Origin of the sequence: Faecalispora anaeroviscerum (assembly GCF_947568225.1) — a bacterium.
GTDB lineage: Bacteria > Bacillota > Clostridia > Oscillospirales > Acutalibacteraceae > Faecalispora > Faecalispora anaeroviscerum.
In genome coordinates, this window is sequence record NZ_CANOOQ010000001.1 from 2,807,676 (window position 1) to 2,828,588 (window position 20,913).

Genomic DNA, 20,913 nt, shown 5'->3' on the forward strand with positions numbered 1-20,913 from the left:
AGATGATAGAAAATATGAGTTTTTTCGGAACGCTTTATAAAGAAGATTTGCCGCCAAGGGCAAAGATTGTCTATATGTACCTCAAGGACAGGAGCAACAAGGATGGTGAATGTTGGCCAGCCGTTAAGACCATTGCAAAGGATACTTCTTTGTCGGTTAGTACCGTAAAAAGAGCCATAGCGGATCTAATCCGTTATGGCTTTCTTACTAAGGAGAGCAGATACCGAGAGAACGGTAGTCATACTTCAAACCGTTATTTTATCTAGTGAGCAATTCTGCAAAAATATACTTTTCCGCCAAGGGGGAAATTCGGCTATTCGGTGAACGGAGTGTCCATTCACAGTGAACCACCCAGAACATATCATTTTAAGAAAGGCTTATCACAGAGAAGAAAGTATATAGATTTAATTACATTCCTCTTACAGGATAAGAGGAATCAATAAAATTCTACTTATAGTTTCTTCGTTTAGTAAATTAGTTTGAATTATCTTCTTTTTTTGCTTTTTTATATTTTCGAATCATATTTCTAAAAGAACTTATCGTAACTCCCATCGCTTTACTGGCACTTTCAAGTGTATATTCTTGGTTTTGCCATTTTTGATAAATAGGATAAAATTCATCAGGAATTGGAGATGGAAATCTACCCAAGTGTTTTCCCTGTGCTTTTGCGATAGCAATCCCCTCTGCCTGACGCTGTCTAATGTTTTCTCTCTCTGCTTGTGCTACATAGGATAACAGCTGCAGAACGATATCAGAGATAAGTGTACCAATTAAATCTTTATTCGTTCGGGTATCAAGAATAGGCATATCAAGGATAACAATGTCTGCTTTTTTATTTTTAACAATCTCACGCCATTCCTCTTGTATATCATCATAGTTACGACCTAGCCGGTCAATGCTCTTTACAACGAGAACATCGCCTTCTTTTAACCTTTTCTTGAGTCGCTGATATTGAGGTCTATTAAAGTCTTTGCCGGATAATTTATCACAATAGATGTTTTTATCGATAATTCCCCATTTAAGGAGTTCCACTTTTTGACGCTCAATATTCTGCTCTATTGAGGATACACGCATGTAACCATAAAAATTTTTCATAAAAAACCTCCTTCCATAATTAGTATGGCAGGAGGAATCCGTTTCTATCCAACAAGTCGAAAAGGTACACCTTTTCGACTTATAATAAATGAAAAAAGATATATACTAATTTATTTTAAATAATACTATAAATTCATGCAAATTTCAAGCAATTTTGACTATTTTGTAGGTGTAAAGTTGATTGCTTATAAGGTGTAACTTGTTGGCATAAAGCTGTACCTTTGTGAAACGTTTGGTGAAGCTGTTGAAAAACAGTGGCACAAAGCTATAGGGTTTCTCTTTCTAATGTTTATAAGAAAGAAGGCCGACCAGTTGCATATTAACAGTATTCTTTATTTATGTAAAGGAGTTGTTTGTATGAGTGATATAAGTAATGTACATCCTGAAAAAAGCCTTAAGAGTCAAGATGAATTGTATATAGATAAACACTTAATTATAGGCAATATGATTCAATACCATGCAGATAAATCAGTATACCACTTTAATAAGCTATGCATGATTAAAATTGAAAACTCTGATCTATTGTTAGCCTATCTAGGAGAAAAGAGTTACTTAAATCTCTTGAAAAAGGCACTTTTAGAAATACATCAATATATGAAAGAAGAGCAGTTTAATGGTATTCTTTCTGCCTACTTTATTGATAACAGTACTTTTATAATTGTAGGAAAGCCTCATATTGAAGAAGAATTGTTTTTAAAAATTGTTAAAAAACTCTACAAAAATTATCAATACATGAAGCCGGATCAAACTAATGTCCCTATTTTAGTACGGTTTGTTGTAGTAATAAATCAACCAAATATGTTGGAATATGCATTAGAAGAATTACGCGATGAACGTAATACACAGAAGCACTTTATTTTAAGTGAGCCATGTAGTAGTAAAACATTTGAAACAGAACAAGAATTAAAGATGATAAGCATTATTTATTGGGCAATAGAAAATAATGCTGTAGTCCCTTATTATCAAGGGATATACGATAATAAGAAAAAGTGTATTGAAAAATATGAAGCGTTAATGAGAATCAAAAATTATGATGGTACTATTTATCCGCCTAATTCATTTATAAATATTGCAAAAAAATATCATATATACACTAAGTTAAGCGAAACAATGATTCGACGAGTTCTGTTGGAAATCGATGATAAAAATATGGAGGTTTCTGTGAACCTCTCTGCGTATGACATTAATTCAAGTGGTTTTAGAAAATCCATATATGAATTATTAGCACAAAGAAAATCAAAAAAGTTACTAGTTTTTGAAATTTTAGAGGATGAGATATTTAAGGATACCATTATTTTAAAACAGTTTGTATCAGAGGTTGAAAAATACGGAGTCAAGATAGCAATTGACGACTTTGGATCTGGATATTCTAATTTATTAGAAATAGCACAAATCTCACCACACTACATAAAAATTGACGGTGGAATTATACGTGCTTTAAATGAATCTTCAAAAAACAGGATTATTTTGGATGCAATTGTTTATCTCTCCCAAAAACTTGGTGCGCGGGTTGTTGCAGAGCATGTAGAAAGCATGGAAATACAGAAATCTATTGAACAATTAAATATTGATTTTTCACAAGGGTATTATTTTGCTAAACCTTTGCCAATGGAGAGTCTTTTTAGTAATTAATAATTTATTTATATAAACCCCCATTAATATTTAAAGGAGAGACATATATATGTTTAAAAAAATGAAGTTGAAGCCATATTTACTTACCGTATTCTCTATTATTATCGTTTTAGCTGCTATCATTACGTCCATAGGCACTGTGGGGCTTTTGAAAACAAAAGACAATATGCAAGTATTTATTGATAAAACATTAGGAGCAGAATCAGCTGTTAAAACATGTATAATAGAGGCTAATATAGCAGCCCGTGATTTGCGGGAAATGGTTATTACTGATAATCCACAGGATTATGCTAAATTAAAGGAACGCATTGGGGAAAGTATTGATACAATAAACGAGCAAATTTCTGTATTTAAGCAAACTCATGGAGAAACAGATGGCTTGGCTCAAAAATATGAAGATGCTTTTGAAATCTGGTTTAACATTGCTACGAAGGCTATTAATCAAATAGAAAAAGGAAATAAAGATGCCGCAAAAGAAATTGTTTTAAATGAATGCTCCCCGGCTTTAAACAACCTTGTTGAAATAGTAAAAGAAATTAACACACAAATAGATGAAGATAAAGCAGCATCTGAGGACTCTGCGCAAAAGCTGATTTTTACATTTATTATTATTTCCATCATTTCATTTATGCTGGTACTTATTATTAGTTTGTATTTTGCAATGAAAACAACGACAAATATTACGAGTACCACCAATAAAGTAAAGGAAGCTGTGCTCGAATTATCAAAAGGTAATTTAAAAGCTAACATTGAATACGAAGCAAAAAATGAGTTTGGCGAATTAGCAGAACGCATGAATTTTTCTTTTCAAGAGTTATCTAAATATGTGGATGCAATTGATTATGGAATGAGCGAGTTTTCTAAAGGAAATTTCACTTGTGAATGCCCAATTACTTTTCTTGGAGATTTTGCTCATATTCAAAAATCAATTGAAAACTTCCAAGCTAAAATGAACAACACATTAGTGGAATTAGATATGGCTTCAGCTCAAGTAAGTGCAGGGGCCAGTCAGGTAGCTGATGGTGCGCAGGCCTTGGCACAAGGCGCAACAGAACAAGCCAGCAGTGTTGAGGAATTATCTGCCACAATTGCAGATATATCTAATAAAATCTCTCAAACAGCGGAATATTCTGAAAAGGCTAATACATTAGGAAAACAAGCAGGAGAAGTCGTTCAAAAAAGTCAAGTAGAAATGAAGCAAATGATGAAAGCAATCAAAGATATTGCTTCGGCTTCTGAAAACATTCAAAGAATTATTAAGGCAATTGATGATATTGCCTTCCAGACAAATATTCTAGCACTGAATGCAGCAGTGGAAGCCGCACGTGCAGGAAATGCAGGTAAGGGGTTTGCTGTTGTAGCAGATGAAGTGCGAAATCTTGCTCAAAAATCAGCAGAAGCCGCTAAGGATACCACAGAGCTTATTGAAAACTCTTTGCAGCATGTATCACATGGAGAACTTTTAGCCGCCAGTACAGATGCTGCTTTTGAGGAAGTAGCTAAATATGCAGAAGATATTTTAGGAATGGTAGCAAAAATTGCACAGGCATCCAATGAACAGTCCCTGTCCATTTCTCAAATTTCTCAAGGTGTGGATCAGATATCTTCTGTTGTGCAGATGAACTCTGCAACATCGGAAGAAAGTGCGGCAGCTAGTGAAGAGCTTAGTGGACAGGCGGGCGTAATGAAATCGTTAATTGATCAATTTGAACTGTCTCATGACATGAAATCCATATATAATATGGAAACAAACGATGCAAATGAAGTTAAAGTTCATTCGTTTGATAAATATTAATTTGTAGTTATAAGCAGAATAAATGGCCTGATGTCTGCATCTTGGAATTACTTATTAAGAAAGGTGGAAAGAAATGTTTAAGCTATTTAATCCAGAAGACGAAAACAAATTTACTTGGGAATCTATCAGTGATGTAATTGACGGCAGGAGAAACTTGGGCGAAAACATGCCCGTATATGTCTATCGCCTTTTTCAATTCACAATTAAAGACGAGTTAGCAAAACGCTTTGGTAATAATGCAACGGTTGATATTTTTAGAAATGCAGGAGAATTGGCAGGAAAGGAATTTGCAAATCACCTACTCAATTTAGAGTTGCCTTTTAATGAATTCGTTGCCCATCTGCAAGGCGTTTTAGAAGAAAGTAAAATTGGTATACTGCGCATAGAAAAATTTGATATGGATACCGGTGAAGCCGTTCTGACCGTTGGTGAAGATTTGGATTGTTCGGGACTGCCAATTACAGGCGAAACAGTTTGTAATTATGACGAAGGATTTTTGGCAGGCATCTTAAAAGTGTACACAAAAAAAGAATATATAGTTACAGAGGTGGATTGCTGGGCTACCGGTTCTCGTGTTTGCCGATTTGAAGCAAATATAAAGAAATCTGATGAGATGAGTAATGAATAGAGACGATGTAGACTTATTGGTAGCACAAATTAGAAATATAATATTGAATAAGCCTCTCACGGAAGAATTAAGGAGCGAATCAGCAGAATTGGCAGATTTGCAAGAGGCAGTATTTTACTTATCAAACTGTCTAGCGGAATCCAATGAATTTTTAAAGTCTTTATGGATGGGTGAACTTGATGTAAAGGCTCCAAGCCGGCACAATTTCCTTGCCGGAAACCTAAAGGAGCTTCATTCCGCACTAAAACATTTAACATGGCAGGCAAATCAGGTTGCTAATGGTGATTACAATCAAAGCGTTAGCTTTTTAGGTGATTTTTCAACTTCGTTTAATCAAATGATCCATCAGTTGGCTGAACGAGAATCACAATTAAAGCTTCAATCCTCTATGCTAACAGAAACCGTTGATTTAATGAAATCGGTCATGGATGGATTAAAAGACTGGATTGTTGTTACATCTAAAGAAAATGGCGAAATAATTTATGCAAACCGATCAGCAAAACAGTTTTTTTATGATACCGAAGCAGATAAACCCATATGTAACTGCTGCTGTGAATTATTTGAATATGTGAAGAACTATAAGCACGGTGATGATAGCTACATTTATGAGCATAAGTGTGATACAAGAAAGACAATCTTCCGTGTACGCACCTATTCCATTCAATGGAACGAAAAATTAGCCTATGCCCATTATATCGCAGATGTTACCAGAGAAAAGGAATATCAAGAGCAAATAGAGGGATTGGCATATACCGATGAGCTAACCGGGTTATACAATCGCCGATTTTGCTTAGAAAATTTGGATAAGCTAACAGATAAAAAATCGGAGTTCTCTTTCTGTATGATAGACTTGGATGGTTTAAAATACGCCAATGACAATTTTGGACACGCAGCTGGTGACAGATATCTAAAACTGGTAGCACAAGAAATGACTCGAATAACCCGATCTACAGATATGATTTGTCGTATTGGCGGAGATGAGTTTGCGATACTATTTCCGAACTGTAATGAACAAATCGTGCGGACTAAAATGGAGCAATTAGATCAAACAATAATCGGCTTATCTAAAGAATTTTCTATGTCAGTTAGTTATGGAGTTCTCTACATAGAAGAAGGAACTTTAATTTCATCTGAGGCAATTATGGAGCAAGCAGATGAGAAAATGTATCTTTTAAAAAATATAAAAAAAGCAATTAAAAGAAATCAAGGAGGTTTAACAATGGCTTTTACATGGACAAAAGAATTGGAAACAGGTAATGCACAAATAGATGCTGAACATAAGGAATTAATACAGGCAATTAATAATCTGCTTGCGGCTTGTAGCGCAGGAAAAGGTAGAAGTGAATTAAGCCACACGATGGATTTTTTAGATCAGTATACAAAGACTCACTTTGGACATGAACAAGCTTTGCAGATACAGTCAGGGTATCCTGATTACGCAAATCATAAGAAATATCATGAATGGTTTATTAAGGTTGTGGAAGATATCTCTGCTCGTTTAAAAGCGGAAGGTCCCTCCATTCAGCTTGTTGGTGAAATAAATAAGCAGCTAGGTGGATGGCTCATCAATCATATTAAAACGGAAGATGTAAAAGTAGCCAAGCACGTATTATCTCAGAAAAAATAAAAACTACGAAGCAAAGAAAAGCAGTACCAGTGCTTGAATTATCAAGTGTGGTACTGTTTTTTTTATCCTTATTCGATGTAATGCGATGAGGAATTATGACGGCCATATGCTAGATGACCGCCAAAGGCAGGAATAGCTCCTCGCAAGGAGGTATTCCTATGCAACAAGCAGATAGACCGCCCACCTATTCATTATATATAGAATTTTATAATAAGCGAAAAAACGCCTCAACTCTTAATGGTAGAGTTGGGGCGTTTTTTCGCTTATATATAGTAACTATTCAAATGGCAATCTACCACTGCCGTTCTCCCCCGCTTCTGACATTTTGAAACAAAATCAAAATTCAGAAACTGGAGGAAAGATAAATGGCAAATAACGTAGCACAACAAAACAATCGACTTCCAAAAAGGAGAAAGTCCAAAGAAAACCCCTACACCATCGGGTATGACGAAGCCCGTAAGATATATACCTTGTCTTTTGTCGATGGTCAAAGGGTGTTGCATTGCTTAGATTTAAGCGATGAGCTGTATCAGATATTTAATCAATTTGAGTTAGATGATTTGTCTGAGCTAAATGAAAAAGAGCGAAATATCGATTTCAAAGAGCTTGAATTGGCATTAAAGACTTTCGATACACTTCATTCAAATCAGACAGAGACTGCTGTATATAAAAGCCTACAAAAAAGAGAACTATACAAAGCCATTGCTACTTTACCCGAAAAACAACGCAGACGAGTGGTTCTCTATTACTTCAATGGACTTACTTATGAGGAAATTGGACAGCTGGAAAAATGCCAAAAAACAAGGGTTAAAAAGTCTATAGACCGTGCCTTATCAAAAATAAAAAAATATTTTTAATTTTAGGGGGTACTTTTTGCCTTTTAGTGAGGTATTCAGTGAAGGGTTATACAGATCCTTCACTGTTCCTTGAAAATTTCATATCCGATTTTATAAATACATTAGCTGATGAGCCAGAGATGGACAAGCAACATGGGTAGGAGCGCCAAGACCACCTGTAGGGTGAAAAGAAGAAATGCGAAGTCACCTTATTTTTAACAGTTCGTTCAGACTTCTTTTTCCTCTATCAAAGCGGCCAATATAAGGTGCGAGCGGACCCTCCTGACCTTGAAACAATTTGTGGTGAATTGTTTTGCCATAACCTCATCAGCCTACAATGATACTTCTGTCCCGTCCTAAAGTCGAGCGTTGAAGCCATAGTAATATGGTGATCCGTCGCAACAAAGGAGGGCAGCCCGGAGAGATCCTCGGGGAGGTGAAAGTCCTATGACGAGAGCTACCCACTCTCGGTTTATGAAATCGCCATTAGCACTTGGGAAGTAGTGTCGAGTTAAGTGCAAAAAAAGACTTAATGTCAGAAGCAATGGGGATTGCTCTGAATGTTAACCTTGTCTATCATAAATGTATTCAAGGAGTACAGATTAAAGAGCAGTCCCTATTTTTGTGATATTAAGAAATGCTAATGTTGAGAGGAGGAAATACATTTGAATTTTGATATTATGGAAATTGGTGCTGAAATTGCTGAAGAATTCCGTATGGATACTGCACAGACAACAAAAGAAGTAGAGTATAAAATGTCAATAAAATTGCTTGAAATACTGAAACGCCGAGGAATCATCACCCATGTGGAATATGCCCAAATTGATGCCTTAAATCGCCAATCCTTCTCTCCATCGCTTAGTAAAGTATATGTGTAAAAACACTAGCTATATGAAAAAGCTTGTGGTATTGTATGTTGCTAACGGGAGGTAAACTTCCGGGAAAGGAGGACAAATTTATGGTTAAAAAAGTGAAAACCATAGAGCCAGTCAGACAAAAGGTGCTTGAAGAACTGCGGCCGAAGAAAAAGGTCTGTGCCTACTGCCGAGTAAGTACAGATTCATCAAAGCAACATACTTCCTATGTCGCACAGACTGAATACTATCAGCAGTATATACAAAGCCGAGAAGATTGGGAATATGTCGGAATCTTTGCTGACGAAGCAAAAACTGCAACGAAAGTAAAAAATCGTGATGAGTTTTTGCGAATGATTAAGGAATGTGAAAAAGGCTATATCGACCTCATTATCACAAAATCCGTTACAAGGTTTGCAAGAAATACTGTAGACAGCATAGAAACCATCAGAAAACTAAAATCTCTTGGTGTAGCAATCTTCTTCGAAAAAGAGAACATCAATACCATGTCAGAGCAGAGCGAACAAATGCTGACCATCCTAAGCTCCATCGCTCAAGGAGAATCAGAGAGCATTTCTACCAATAACCGATGGGGCATCCAAAAGCGATTCCAAGATGGTAGCTACAACATTGGTTGCGTAGCATATGGATATACCAAGGATGAAAATGGCGAGCTTATCGTCAAAGAAAATGAGGCTGAAATCGTTCGCAGGATTTTTAATGAATACCTAAATGGAAAAGGAAGTTATCTCATAGCCAAGGGGTTGAACAGCGATAACATACCTACCATCCGAAACGGAGAAAAATGGAACGATAGCGTGATTAAGGAGATTTTACAAAACCCCATTTACGAGGGGGAACTGCTCATGCAGAAAACCTATACCACAGAGGGAGTACCCTTTACCAAAAAGCGAAATAAGGGCGAACTTCCTATGTATTCTATTAAAGAAAACCACCCACCTATTATAACACAGCAGCAAGCAGAGAGAGTACGAGAAATCTATGCTTATCGCAGAATGCAGATGGGTGTTGATGATAGTGGCAAGTATCAAAACCGCTACGAGTTCAGCAGTAAGATTATTTGCAAAGAATGCGGAGGTACGTTCCGCAGACAAAAAATCTATATCGGCAAGCCTTATGAGAAAATACAATGGTGCTGTATTACCCATATTGAAAATAGCAAGCAGTGCCAAATGAAAGCAGTAAGAGAGGATATCATCAAAAATACTTATCTCACCATGTGGAATAAGCTAGTCAGTAACTACAGTGAAATCCTCTATCCCCTCTTAGAATCGCTAAGAAATCTTCGAATGAGCAAAGAACAAGAAGAACAAATTCTTGAGCTGAACAATAAAATAACAGAATTGACAGAGCAGAGTCATATCCTAAGCAGAGTTGTGCAAAAGGGATATATTGACTCTGCTATTTTTATGGAGAAGCAAAATACCCTAAATATCCAAATCGAAGAATATAAGAAACGGCGAAATGTCTTGCTTGATGACAATGGATTTGAAAAAGAAATTGAGGGCACCAACAGACTACTGCAACTCATCCGATATAATCCTATGATTATGGAGGAATATCAAGAAGAATTATTTATCCATACCGTAGATAAGGTGCTCATCGGCAAAGACGGCGATATCACATTCCGACTTATCAATAACCTTGAACTGACGGAAACCATTACAAAGGGGTGAAAAGATGCAAACACACTTACCGATTGGCTATAAAATGGTGGAGGGTAAAATTCACATCGACCCCCAAAAAGCAGATACCGTAAAGAAAATCTATAACGAATATGTGAATGGGAAATCCATGCTCACCATTGCAAAGGAACTCAAAGAAAATGAGATACCGAATGCCAATAATAAAACGAGCTGGACCCACGGTGCAGTGGGAAAAATCCTGCAAAATGCCAAATACATGGGCGATGACCTATATCCCCCTCTTATCAGCAAAGACTTGTTTCATAAAGCACGGGAAAAGCGAAAGGAAAAAACAGCACAGTTAGGAAGAACGGCACAGCTTAATAGCATGAATAACCACCATGCCTTTACAAACAGAATATTTTGTGGAGAATGCGGTGAACCCTATCGCAAATATGTAGAACACTGTAGAAAGACGAGCGAAAAAGTGCGGTGGAAGTGCAAGCGATACATTTTTAATAACAAAGTCCAGTGCAGAAACCTGTTTTATACCCAGGATGAGATAAAGGCTGTTGTAACATCGGCAATCAATAAATTACTACGGAAAAGAAGCTTGCTTGACAAGCCCTATCGAAAAGAACCACTGAAAAAGGATATGGAGCTAAAGGCAGTAGAAAGTCGAATCGAGGAATTAGAGGAACAAGAACAGTTCTCCTCCTCCCACCTTGCGTCACTTATCTTCAAACGAGCAGAGCTTACTTACAAGGCTTCCCAAATAGAGGACCGCCCATTCAACACTCAGAGGATAAAAGAGAGTATAGAGGGTCTTGAGGAACTGACCGATTTTAGTGAAGAACTGATGGTGAAAATCGTAAAGAAAATTATCATCTATCAAGATGGAAAAATAGAAACAGAATTTATCAATGGACTGAAGTTCAGTAAAATCATAGAAAACAAACGAAAGGATGAGCATAATGGCAGTACAGAAAAAGAGTGTGGCAATCATACCGCCACAGATGAAATATGATAAACAGATTCGGGTAGAGCAAAAAACCTTGCGTGTAGCCGCCTACTGTCGAGTAAGCACCTTACTTGAGCAACAGGAAGGCAGTTATGAAGCTCAGGTAGATTACTACACCAATAAAATAAACAGCAATCCAAACTGGAAATGTGCAGGCATATTCGCTGACGACGGTAAGTCCGCAACGCAAACCAATAAGCGTGATGACTTCAATGCCATGATCGATGCTTGCCTTGTGGGAAAAATAGACTTAGTCCTAACCAAGTCGGTGAGCAGATTCGCAAGGAATACAGTAGATGCCCTACAGAATATCCGAAAACTCAAAGAGAAAGGTATCCCCGTCATTTTTGAAAAAGAAGGTGTTAACACCATGGAAAGCGGTGGTGAACTGCTTATCACCATCTTAAGCAGCCAAGCACAGGAGGAAAGCCGTAACATCAGCGAAAATACAAGATGGGGTGTGACACGAAGATTTGAAAATGGAATCGTCCAAGTCAACCACAAGAAATTTTTAGGATATACCAAAGATGAGGATGGAAACCTCGTAGTAGTACCAGAGGAAGCCGTTATCGTAAAGAGAATTTTTAGGGAATACCTTGAGGGCAAAAGCATCATCAATATCGCACGAGGGCTTGATGCCGATGGCATACTGACAGTAACAGGACTTGACCACTGGCATCCGGGGACAATAGATAAAATGCTCTCAAACGAAAAATTCTGTGGAGATGCCTGTATGCAGAAAACCTATACCGTAGATTTCCTCACCAAGAAAAAGGTTAAAAATGATGGCTATGTCAGACAGTACTATATAGAGGATAATCATGAAGCAATCATTCCCAAGGAGCTGTTCCACCAAGTGCAGGAAGAAAAGCTTCGCAGAGCCTCCCTACACAAGTCGTCAGTAACCCGAAAGAAAAATAAAGAGGAAAAAGAGAAAAGTAAATATAGCTCCAAATACATACTGACCGACCTCATGGTCTGTGCAGAATGCGGACACGCCTATCGCAGACAGATATGGTCCAAGTATGGTGATAAATCAGCAGTGTGGAGATGTGAGGATAGGCTCAAGCAAGGCAAAAAGTCACGATGCCAACACTCTCCAACATTGAAAGAAGAACAGCTACACGATGCCATTATGACGGCAATCAACAGTGTGGTTGAAAATACTGGCGAATTTATCGGCACCTTCCGAGAAAATGTCATCAGAGTTATCGGCAACTACAGCACCCAAGGTGTCACAACAGAATATGACGAGCAGATTGAAAAGCTACAACAGCAAATGCTGACACTTATCGAAAACAATGCAAAGCAAGGAGCTGTCAGCGAGGATTTTGACACAGAATACAAGCAACTATCCGAGCAGATCAATGGGCTAAAAACAGCAAGAATCCAAATGGTGCAAGCTAAGAAAAAGGCAGAAAGCTATAAAGAGAGAGTAGAGCAACTAGACAAAACCATCACTACTGTCAATCCACAGGTGAGAGAATTCGACCAAGACCTTGTGAAACGGCTCATATCCTCCATCAAAGTGCATAAGAACATGAAACTGGAGATACAATTCCACTCAGGAATCGTGATAAAACAGGAAGTAGACTACTATGAATAGGCAGTGAAATAGGAGTAGGGTATGTTCCCTACTCCTAAGCTGTGATTGCTAAGACTAAAGCCTTCGGTGATTGCCGAGGGTTTTAGTCTTGGTGATCAAAGGTAAGGGAACCGCATAAAATCACAATAATTTAAGAAATTATTGTGTTGTGAGATGAGCAGGCAGCAAAAAATCTTGTATTTTTTAATATAATCTGCTATAATTATCTTGGTATATTGACACTAAAAAGAAAATGTGATAAAATACAAAATTCTCATACAGGAGGATAGCCATGGCAAAGAAATTTTATGCTGTAAAAAAAGGCGTTAAGCCAGGAATATATGAATCATGGAACGATTGCCAATCGCAAATACATGGTTATTCTGGTGCTGTATATAAAAGTTTTCCCACATACGATGAGGCTATAAAATATCTTCAAGGAGATGTCGATAAAAAAAGTTCGGATACTCCCAATGTGATACTCCCTCAGACGATTGCAACAGCTTATGTCGATGGCAGCTATGACTCTGTAACTAATAGATTTTCATGCGGTGTAGTGCTTTTTCACAATGGAAAAGAAGAACATTTTTCAGAAGTGTTTTGTGATAACAGTTTAGCTGAAATGAATAACGTTGCGGGAGAAATTAAGGGTTCTGAACGAGCAATACAATACTGTTTAGATAATAAGATAAATAGCATCACAATTTACCATGACTATGAGGGCATTGCAAAATGGTGTACAGGTGAGTGGCAAGCTAAAAAAACAGGAACGAAAGCATATAAAGCTTTTTTTGATGAAGCTGCAAAAACTGTGGAAATTCATTTTGTAAAAGTAAAAGGACACTCCGGAGATAAGTACAATGAGTTAGCAGATCTCCTTGCAAAGGAAGCTATGGTAAATGGCACTATACACAAAGAAGTATACAATGCCAAGGAGGAAAACAAAGTGGCAAAGAAAAAATCATTTTTTATAAATAGAGAAGAAATTAGACCTTCAATTTTAAAAATTGGGCAAGAGCAATGGACAACTTTTGAGGCAAGTGAATTAGTAAAGACGGGTAATCCGTATAGATGCCAAATTGTAGCTGATGGAAAAAAAGCAATTTTAGACTTTTATTTTAATACAAATGGATCAACAACGATATCTCCTACAGGAACAAACACAGACATTTCCTCAACCATAAAAGCTATTCTTGAACAAAACTGTACATATTCAAATGATGCAGAAGGTAAAACTTACTCGTTTAAGAAACTACCAACTGAATGGTCGGAGAAATTAATCCAATATTTAAAAACGCTAGTTAAAGAAGAACCTGCTTTTGATAAAGTAGAAAAGCAACCATTACATGAAGTTTATAGATTTACGAGCAGTATTGGAGATACGTTAGTAATTAACATTTACAATAATGGAACAATAACCTTACAAGGAAAACCCGCATATTTATATAGTGAAGCAATCTCCTTTTTATCGTACTGCGAGAGTGTATCAGTAGATGACATCGTAGATACAATTAATAATCTCCATAATGTGGATCTAAAAACGGAAGATGTGCGAAGTGAGATGGAGGTGCTTTTACCTCGGTCTTATAAAAATTTAGATGAAATGATTTTGAAATTGTTGTCACCATCGATTTCGTTAAGAAAAATTAAAATGCCGTTGGAGGATTATTCTTGCTATGCTTTTCCGGCATTAAGGGCGTTGGAAGGATATATCAAATATCTATTTGGTATGAAATCAATTACTATTGGGCATACTTTTTATAAAATCTTTGATAATGGTACGCTAACTGCTGATATTGTAGCAAAAGTTGCAGATGTGAATTTCCAACATGAACTTGAAAGACTTTATAATTACTTAATCAATAATAGGCATGTTATTTTTCATACAGAGCAGATACTAATAGGAACGACTATTCTAGAGGATAAACAAGAAGCCGATGAAATTGTAAATAATGTATTGAATTTAATTGAAACATCATATATAAGTATAAATAAGTAGCGACAAGAAAGGAGGGTTCGTTATGGAGGCATATCAAATTTTAAAATTAAATAATGAACCATTTGACTTCCTCGTCATTGCAACATCATATGAAAATCCATTAAGTCATATTGACGAAATTAGCAAAGAGATTAAAGCAGAGCATGCTAAGATATTGTTTGACTTAACATTAATAAATGGCACAAAAAGCAACAGATATATTTCTTGTGATTTTCGTCTAGGTGAAAGTTATTTACAATCCTGTTCTGTAGTAAAAGAAATAGATGTGTGCATTAAAAATATATCTCATAATTACTTTGCACAAAATCATGATGTTGTGCAAAATAGTGTAGTCCCAAATTCCTTAAAGTTTTTATTAAAATCTGGTATGATTTAAGAAGTTTTTTAACCGTATCTCTAATTTACTTTAAGATACGGTTTTTTCAATTATTGATATTCTAGATTATCAATATGCGTTAGTTTAATCTATGATATAATTGTATAGAATAAAGCCTTCAAATAAATATGTTTGAAAGTTTTATTGCGTACAATTTTATGAGATTGATAAAATTGTGTAGTACAACAGCCAATGTCGAGCCGAAAACAATTGAAGATTTTCGGAAAAGTAGGCACCGCCAAGGAATCACTAGGTTTTAGTAGCATAGTTTTTGTCTACTCAAGGCACGTTGAGACGGTAGTATTGATGACGCGCAATATATAGTGGAACACGGCAGTAATTACGCAACATATTGTGTTTTGGTTGAATCGAGAAAGGAAAATAGCCTACTTTTTATTCGCAATAATCCATGATGTAATTAGGCTATAACGGTTAGCAAAATGGGGTGGAATGGGTCATTATATTGCTTGACTGTGTTCTTTTTTAGAGCGTATATAGTAGTACGATTTTATAGGAGGTACTACTATGTTATATGTAAAAAGCATCGGCGAGAATGGCAAAGATACATTCCACCCCATCAAGGACAACAATGTTTATATTCTCTGCAAGAAGTGTGGACAGATGGTTCCGGTTCTCGAACCTGCGGGATTTCTCTATGAATTAGCAGCCTGCGCTTCCTCTATCGAAGCGGCAGACATTTGCGACGCCTGTTTAGAGAAAGAATGTGAGTTGGAAGATGAGCTGTTGAAGAAAGACCCTGCAGAAGAAGTATAATTTATCTGGGCAGACTGTTCATAAGGAGGGATTGAAGTGGATCCAAAGGTGTTTTTTATACCGGCAAAACCGGATAAAATTGTGAAGAACGTCGGTATATACTGCCGGGTCAGTACTTCTGACAAAGACCAGTTGAACAGCCTCGCTGTCCAGATATCTGCATTGACGAAAGCGGTATCCCATGTTGAGTAGTGGAAACTGCGTGATACTTTTATCGACATTGGTTCCGCAAAATCAGAAGTCCCCCGCAAGGAATTTGAGCGAATGCTACAGGAGTGCGAAGCACACAACATTTCTGTCATCCTGACAAAAAGCATTAGCCGGTTCGGCAGAGACACCGTAGATACGCTGGAGGCCCTACGTCGATTAAAGGCAGCCGGCACACGGGTTATATTCGAGCAGGAAAACCTGGATACGGATAATACGGACAGCGATTTGATGATATCCGTGATTGAATCTTTCGCTCAGGCTGAAAACGAAACCAGAAGTGATAATATCCGTATGGGTCTGAATTTTCGGGCCGCCCAGGGGACATCGGGTTTATACAGACGCAGACTGTACGGATACGACAAAACCGCCGAGGGCGAGTTGGTTTTAAATAAAGAGCAGGCACAGGTTGTCCGTGATATTTTCCGCTGGTACAATGATGGAAAAAGCGTCCTTGGAATCATCAAGGAACTTGAAAAGAAAGACACTTCTTCCCCAACCGGCAAACCAAAATGGAGCAAGCGGTCCGTTGAGAACATTCTTACCAATGAGAAGTATATCGGCACCGTCAGACTGACAGATTCGGTTACCGGAAAATATGAGTACTTGGCAAAGGACAATCATCCGCCCATCATCACGGAGGATGTATTTCGGGATGCACAGGAAGCGAAAAATCGCAGGTCGAATGTAATTACAGATGAAAACGGCACCCATCGCAAAGGGGAAAAATACAGTTCCAAAGAAAAGAAATCATAAGAACTTATGCATTATAAGGTGGGCGATTGCAGTGTATTGTGCGGATTTAAAAAATTTAAAAGTAAAACATAGCGTTTTTGGAGTAGGCGTCATAACGGAGACCTCAGACAATTATCTGATTATCAAATTTGCAATGAGGGAATCAAAGTTTGTATATCCAGACGCTTTTGAAAAATTTATAACAGCCGATGATGAGGCAGTACAAGCTGAAATTATAGAAGAAATCAAGAATAAAAAACTTGCTGCTGAAGCACAGCAGCAAGCGGCAGAGGAAGCCCATAAGACTGAAGAAAAGCTCTGTGCAGCAGGGAGACAAGCTATTCCTATAAAAAGAAATAGAAGAAATATTGAGGATGGCTTTGACCCTGATTATAACGTGAAGCATTTAGCAAGACAGCCTATTCTCACCTATCAGCAGGTAGAGGACCAATTTGGAATTAAGATTGCAGGTTTTGGCCGAGGAATTAATAGAACACAATCAACTGTAGTTCTTATTTCATCAGTAGATAAAAAGAAGACCGGTTTTGTATATCATGACCATTGGACCCCTGACGGGGATTATATGTATTCCGGTGAAGGAAAAACCGGAGACCAGCAAATGACTCTTGGCAATAAGGCAATTGTAGATGCAGAGCGCGACGGTAAAATAATACATTTGTTTGTTAAATTCTCACCACAGGAATATTACTATCAAGGTATATTTTCTTTGGAGGATTATACATACGAAGATGACAAAGACGAATCTGGAAACGTTCGCAAAGAGTATAAGTTCAGATTAAGAAAACAGCATTTAGAGGGATAATGTGTTGAAAACGATAAGAGTAGTGGCAGCAGTTATTTGTAACTCTTTGAAAAAACCAATTGAGATTTTTGCTACTGCCAGAGGGCATGGTGAATTCAAAGGACAGTGGGAGTTCCCCGGGGGCAAAATTGAGGTTGGCGAAACACCACAGCAAGCTCTGATAAGAGAAATTAAAGAGGAGCTTGCTGTGAAAATCAAAGTTGGCGAACTAATTGATACCATTGAGTATGACTACCCTACTTTCCATTTAAGTATGGATTGTTTTTGGTGTGTTGTGGTCGACGGAGAAATTATCCTCAAAGAAGCAGAAGCTGCAAGGTGGCTTAACAAAGACGAATTATACGGTGTTGATTGGCTGCCCGCTGATATAACATTGATTAAAAAAATACAGAATAGCCTACTTTTGCGTGAAAGCGAGATGTATGCCATTGATTCACGGAATGGCCGAAAACCCTAATAGATAAAGGATTTCACGCTTTTATGGACATATTTCCCTGCACAGCCTCACTATCACACGTTGAGACGGTGGTATTGATGTCGAGGGTAAAAGACTAAATGTACACAAACTCCAGTAAATAAGCCATTTTTGTCATTTCGCGATTTTCAAACTGTACACTCAAAATGTGATTTTACCCGTGCATGGAAAGTAGTCTATCGGGTAGGATTCGGTTCGCGAAAGAACAGGATTGATACCGGACTTTTACGACAGGACAGGATAGATGTTTTGTGTTTTTGGGGCTTGGTGAGAGAATAAGATAAATGTTTTTGAGGGCTTTCAGGTGCGCGTGGGAACAGGTCAACATTATGATAAACGAGGTGAAACCGATGAAATATGTGGTGTTATTTCGGGGAATCAATGTCGGTGGCAAAAACATCGTCAAAATGAACGACTTGAAGCAATTGCTGCTTGACCTGGAATTGAAAAACGTTCAAACGTATGTCCAAAGCGGTAATGCGGTTTTGGAGTCCGACCTTGATGAAACCACTTTACAGAATAATATCTGCAATGGTTTTGTCAAACGGTTTGGATTTGAAAGTGGCGTGATCATAAGAAATATGGATGAGATTCAGTATCTTATTGCGCAACTTCCGTTCTCGCCAGATGAGATAACTGCTGCCGAAACGGCCGACCCTCAAGTGGAACACCTATATGTTTATTTTTTAGATAGTCTGCCTGAGCAGTCGCAGCTCGATGCCGTATGCGGGAAGTATGCCGGTTCGGATATGCTGCGGGCGGGAAAAAGGGAGTGCTATCTTCTTTGCCATCAAAGCATACGAAAATCAAAACTGGCTGCTTACATGTCCAAAGCATTTGACATGGCTACGGTACGAAATTGGAAAAGTGTTTGCAGTTTATATGATATGATGGCAGATATACCGATACGAAAAAATTAGGGAGGTATCTATATGCAGTATGGGCCGAATCCAAACGCCGTTTACCCAAATGAAAACATACAAAGCGTTTGTTTCATTAAAAATACCATTACCCGTCCTAATATTACCGTGGGTGACTACAGCTATTACAGCGACCCAGACGGTGCGGAGCGATTTGAAGAGCATGTAACCCATCATTACGAATTTCTAGGCGACAAACTCATGATCGGTAAATTCTGCGCCATTGCAAAAGGTATCGAATTTGTTATGAACGGTGCAAATCATCGGATGTGCAGTGTCACCACCTATCCGTTCAACATTATGGGACAAGGTTGGGAAAAGGTAACTCCATCGCTCAAAGATCTGCCGCTCAAGGACGATACCGTCGTCGGAAACGATGTATGGATTGGGCAAAATGTAACAGTCATGCCGGGAATACACATCGGAGATGGTGCGATTGTTGCTGCAAATTCTGTTGTGGCAAAGGACATTCCGGCTTACAATATTGCGGGAGGAAACCCCGCACGCATTATCCGCAAGCGCTTTGATGACGACTTGATTTCCTATCTGCTGGAGCTGAAATGGTGGGACTGGCCCGCTAAAAAAATATTTGATAATTTGGATTCTCTGTGCAGTGGAGATTTGACGAAAATCAGGGATATTTAAGGTAAATATTTAAAGGCACCCTTCGATGTAATTTCGTAGAGTACCTTGCTCATTTTTGCCCTTATTCCTCCATATCCACCAAAAGCATCAGCAGATTTGGCGGGGATACGATTGAAACCTTATCAGCAATCAATCGGTTGAAGGCAGCAGGGGTTAGAATCATATTTGAAGAAGAAAATCTGGATACCGATGAAGTCGACAGCAATCTTATGATTTCGGTGATGAAATCTTTAGCTCAAGCTGAAAATGAAAGCCGAAGTGAAAATATTCGTATGGTGCTTGCGATGAGGGCTGCAAACGGAACTTCTTCAGGGCAGTACAGGAAGAAAGAGCGAAAAGAAGTAACGTCGTTACGGACAATGACGGTATTCATCGTAGCAGTAAGAAATATAGTTGGAAGAAAGATAAGAAATCATAATTTGTTGAGGTGAAGTCATGATTGAAACAGAAAGATTGATTCTGCGTTCTTTCCTTGAAAGCGATGCGACAGATGTATTGGAATATTTGAGAGAACCAACGGTAAACTGCTTTGCCAGTATGAAACTGAACTCACTTGAGGAAGCCAAAGCAAAAATGAAAAATCGAGTCAGTGAAACTGAATACTATTTCGCCATAGTTCTGAAAGAAACGGGAAAGGTCATCGGTGAGATAGAAGCCTATCCCGAGCGTGGCGAACCTCACGATACAAGTTCGCCGTTGGATACCTTCAGCCCGTGCTGGATGCTGAACAGAGATTATCAAGGCAAAGGCTATGCACATGAAGCAGCTCACGCTTTTTTTGATTATCTGTTCCGTGAGAAGGGTGCAAGACGCATCTACGCCTATACCGAGGATTACAATTTGTCGAGCCAGCACCTTTGTGAAAAACTCGGTATGCGCCGGGAAGGATTATTTAAGGAATTCGTATCCTTTGTCAATAACCCAGACGGCACACCTTGCTATGAAAACACTGTGCAGTATGCCATTCTGAAAAAAGAATGGCTTGGGTAAATTTTAGTTTGCTAAGTATAAAAAGCAAATAGCCTACTTACGTGACACAATAGATTAGATGTCAAGAAATAGATTCTCTAACGAAAAAGCCTTTACAATCAAGCAATTTCGTTGACTTTGGACATGTTCCCCCAATAGCCTAAAAATCACATGTTTAAGTAGTGATAATGATGACGCGTTGTGGTGACAAGGATAAAAAGTCAGGTAAAACTACAATGTATTGTGGTTCTTGAGTGAAAAACGGATAAAA

At 38.0% G+C, this 20,913-nt stretch carries 21 protein-coding genes and 1 riboswitch; of the genes, 20 read left to right on the top strand and 1 reads right to left on the bottom strand.

The genetic code is table 11. From position 1 onward, the window contains the following. Positions 1 to 14: 14 nt before the first annotated feature. Positions 15 to 266: a helix-turn-helix domain-containing protein gene (locus tag QOS46_RS13760; protein WP_283610596.1), complete on the top strand. Its 252-nt coding sequence runs from the start codon at positions 15 to 17 to the stop codon at positions 264 to 266. A gap of 208 nt (positions 267 to 474) precedes the next feature. Here QOS46_RS13760 and QOS46_RS13765 read toward each other — a convergent pair whose 3' ends face one another. Continuing rightward, positions 475 to 1,095, bottom strand: a complete 621-nt coding sequence (locus tag QOS46_RS13765) for a recombinase family protein (RefSeq protein ID WP_283610597.1) — start codon at positions 1,093 to 1,095, stop codon at positions 475 to 477. Positions 1,096 to 1,319: 224 nt separating this feature from the next. After that, positions 1,320 to 1,415: riboswitch (cyclic di-GMP riboswitch) on the top strand. 37 nt (positions 1,416 to 1,452) lie between these two features. Here QOS46_RS13765 and QOS46_RS13770 point away from each other — a divergent pair. The 19 genes from QOS46_RS13770 to QOS46_RS13865 all read left to right on the top strand — a co-directional run bounded on the left by QOS46_RS13770 (position 1,453) and on the right by QOS46_RS13865 (position 20,663). Beyond that, positions 1,453 to 2,727 carry an EAL domain-containing protein gene (locus tag QOS46_RS13770; RefSeq protein ID WP_283610599.1) on the top strand — a complete coding sequence of 425 codons (1,275 nt, stop codon included), beginning with the start codon at positions 1,453 to 1,455 and terminating at the stop codon, positions 2,725 to 2,727. Between the two features lie 49 nt (positions 2,728 to 2,776). Next, positions 2,777 to 4,522 (top strand): methyl-accepting chemotaxis protein, encoded by a 1,746-nt coding sequence (locus tag QOS46_RS13775; protein ID WP_283610601.1) that lies wholly within the window; start codon positions 2,777 to 2,779, stop codon positions 4,520 to 4,522. A 73-nt stretch (positions 4,523 to 4,595) separates the two neighbouring features. Continuing rightward, the gene (locus tag QOS46_RS13780; RefSeq protein ID WP_283610603.1) at positions 4,596 to 5,150 is read left to right on the top strand and encodes a 4-vinyl reductase; all 555 of its coding nucleotides are present in this window, start codon (positions 4,596 to 4,598) and stop codon (positions 5,148 to 5,150) included. Then, positions 5,143 to 6,777: a bacteriohemerythrin gene (locus QOS46_RS13785; protein WP_283610605.1), complete on the top strand. Its 1,635-nt coding sequence runs from the start codon at positions 5,143 to 5,145 to the stop codon at positions 6,775 to 6,777. The genes QOS46_RS13780 and QOS46_RS13785 overlap by 8 nt, the downstream gene beginning before the upstream one ends. Before the next feature lie 365 nt (positions 6,778 to 7,142). Continuing rightward, the gene (locus QOS46_RS13790) at positions 7,143 to 7,634 is read left to right on the top strand and encodes a sigma-70 family RNA polymerase sigma factor (RefSeq protein ID WP_283610607.1); all 492 of its coding nucleotides are present in this window, start codon (positions 7,143 to 7,145) and stop codon (positions 7,632 to 7,634) included. Positions 7,635 to 8,278: 644 nt separating this feature from the next. Then, entirely contained in the window at positions 8,279 to 8,491 is a 213-nt protein-coding gene (locus tag QOS46_RS13795; protein ID WP_283610609.1) for an SHOCT domain-containing protein, read from the top strand. A gap of 80 nt (positions 8,492 to 8,571) precedes the next feature. Further along, positions 8,572 to 10,164: a recombinase family protein gene (locus tag QOS46_RS13800; protein ID WP_283610611.1), complete on the top strand. Its 1,593-nt coding sequence runs from the start codon at positions 8,572 to 8,574 to the stop codon at positions 10,162 to 10,164. Positions 10,165 to 10,168: 4 nt separating this feature from the next. Next, positions 10,169 to 11,140 carry a recombinase family protein gene (locus tag QOS46_RS13805; protein WP_283610613.1) on the top strand — a complete coding sequence of 324 codons (972 nt, stop codon included), beginning with the start codon at positions 10,169 to 10,171 and terminating at the stop codon, positions 11,138 to 11,140. After that, the gene (locus tag QOS46_RS13810; protein WP_408611465.1) at positions 11,079 to 12,740 is read left to right on the top strand and encodes a recombinase family protein; all 1,662 of its coding nucleotides are present in this window, start codon (positions 11,079 to 11,081) and stop codon (positions 12,738 to 12,740) included. The genes QOS46_RS13805 and QOS46_RS13810 overlap by 62 nt, the downstream gene beginning before the upstream one ends. 271 nt (positions 12,741 to 13,011) lie before the next feature. Further along, positions 13,012 to 14,718 (top strand): ribonuclease H1 domain-containing protein, encoded by a 1,707-nt coding sequence (locus tag QOS46_RS14230; RefSeq protein WP_326521350.1) that lies wholly within the window; start codon positions 13,012 to 13,014, stop codon positions 14,716 to 14,718. A gap of 22 nt (positions 14,719 to 14,740) precedes the next feature. Next, entirely contained in the window at positions 14,741 to 15,094 is a 354-nt protein-coding gene (locus QOS46_RS13825) for a type II toxin-antitoxin system RnlB family antitoxin (RefSeq protein ID WP_283610616.1), read from the top strand. A 525-nt stretch (positions 15,095 to 15,619) separates the two neighbouring features. Beyond that, entirely contained in the window at positions 15,620 to 15,868 is a 249-nt protein-coding gene (locus tag QOS46_RS13830) for a hypothetical protein (RefSeq protein ID WP_283610618.1), read from the top strand. A 198-nt stretch (positions 15,869 to 16,066) separates the two neighbouring features. Next, positions 16,067 to 16,831 (top strand): recombinase family protein, encoded by a 765-nt coding sequence (locus tag QOS46_RS13835; RefSeq protein WP_326521355.1) that lies wholly within the window; start codon positions 16,067 to 16,069, stop codon positions 16,829 to 16,831. Between the two features lie 31 nt (positions 16,832 to 16,862). Further along, entirely contained in the window at positions 16,863 to 17,633 is a 771-nt protein-coding gene (locus QOS46_RS13840) for a hypothetical protein (RefSeq protein WP_283610619.1), read from the top strand. Positions 17,634 to 17,637: 4 nt separating this feature from the next. Then, entirely contained in the window at positions 17,638 to 18,090 is a 453-nt protein-coding gene (gene mutT / locus QOS46_RS13845) for an 8-oxo-dGTP diphosphatase MutT (RefSeq protein ID WP_283610620.1), read from the top strand. 368 nt (positions 18,091 to 18,458) lie between these two features. After that, complete coding sequence (locus QOS46_RS13850) at positions 18,459 to 19,028, top strand: DUF1697 domain-containing protein (protein WP_283610622.1); 570 nt, start codon at positions 18,459 to 18,461, stop codon at positions 19,026 to 19,028. Between the two features lie 12 nt (positions 19,029 to 19,040). Further along, entirely contained in the window at positions 19,041 to 19,673 is a 633-nt protein-coding gene (locus tag QOS46_RS13855) for a Vat family streptogramin A O-acetyltransferase (RefSeq protein ID WP_283610624.1), read from the top strand. A gap of 71 nt (positions 19,674 to 19,744) precedes the next feature. Then, positions 19,745 to 20,104 (top strand): recombinase family protein, encoded by a 360-nt coding sequence (locus tag QOS46_RS13860; RefSeq protein WP_283610856.1) that lies wholly within the window; start codon positions 19,745 to 19,747, stop codon positions 20,102 to 20,104. 4 nt (positions 20,105 to 20,108) lie between these two features. Then, positions 20,109 to 20,663: a GNAT family N-acetyltransferase gene (locus QOS46_RS13865; RefSeq protein ID WP_283610625.1), complete on the top strand. Its 555-nt coding sequence runs from the start codon at positions 20,109 to 20,111 to the stop codon at positions 20,661 to 20,663. Positions 20,664 to 20,913: the final 250 nt, after the last annotated feature.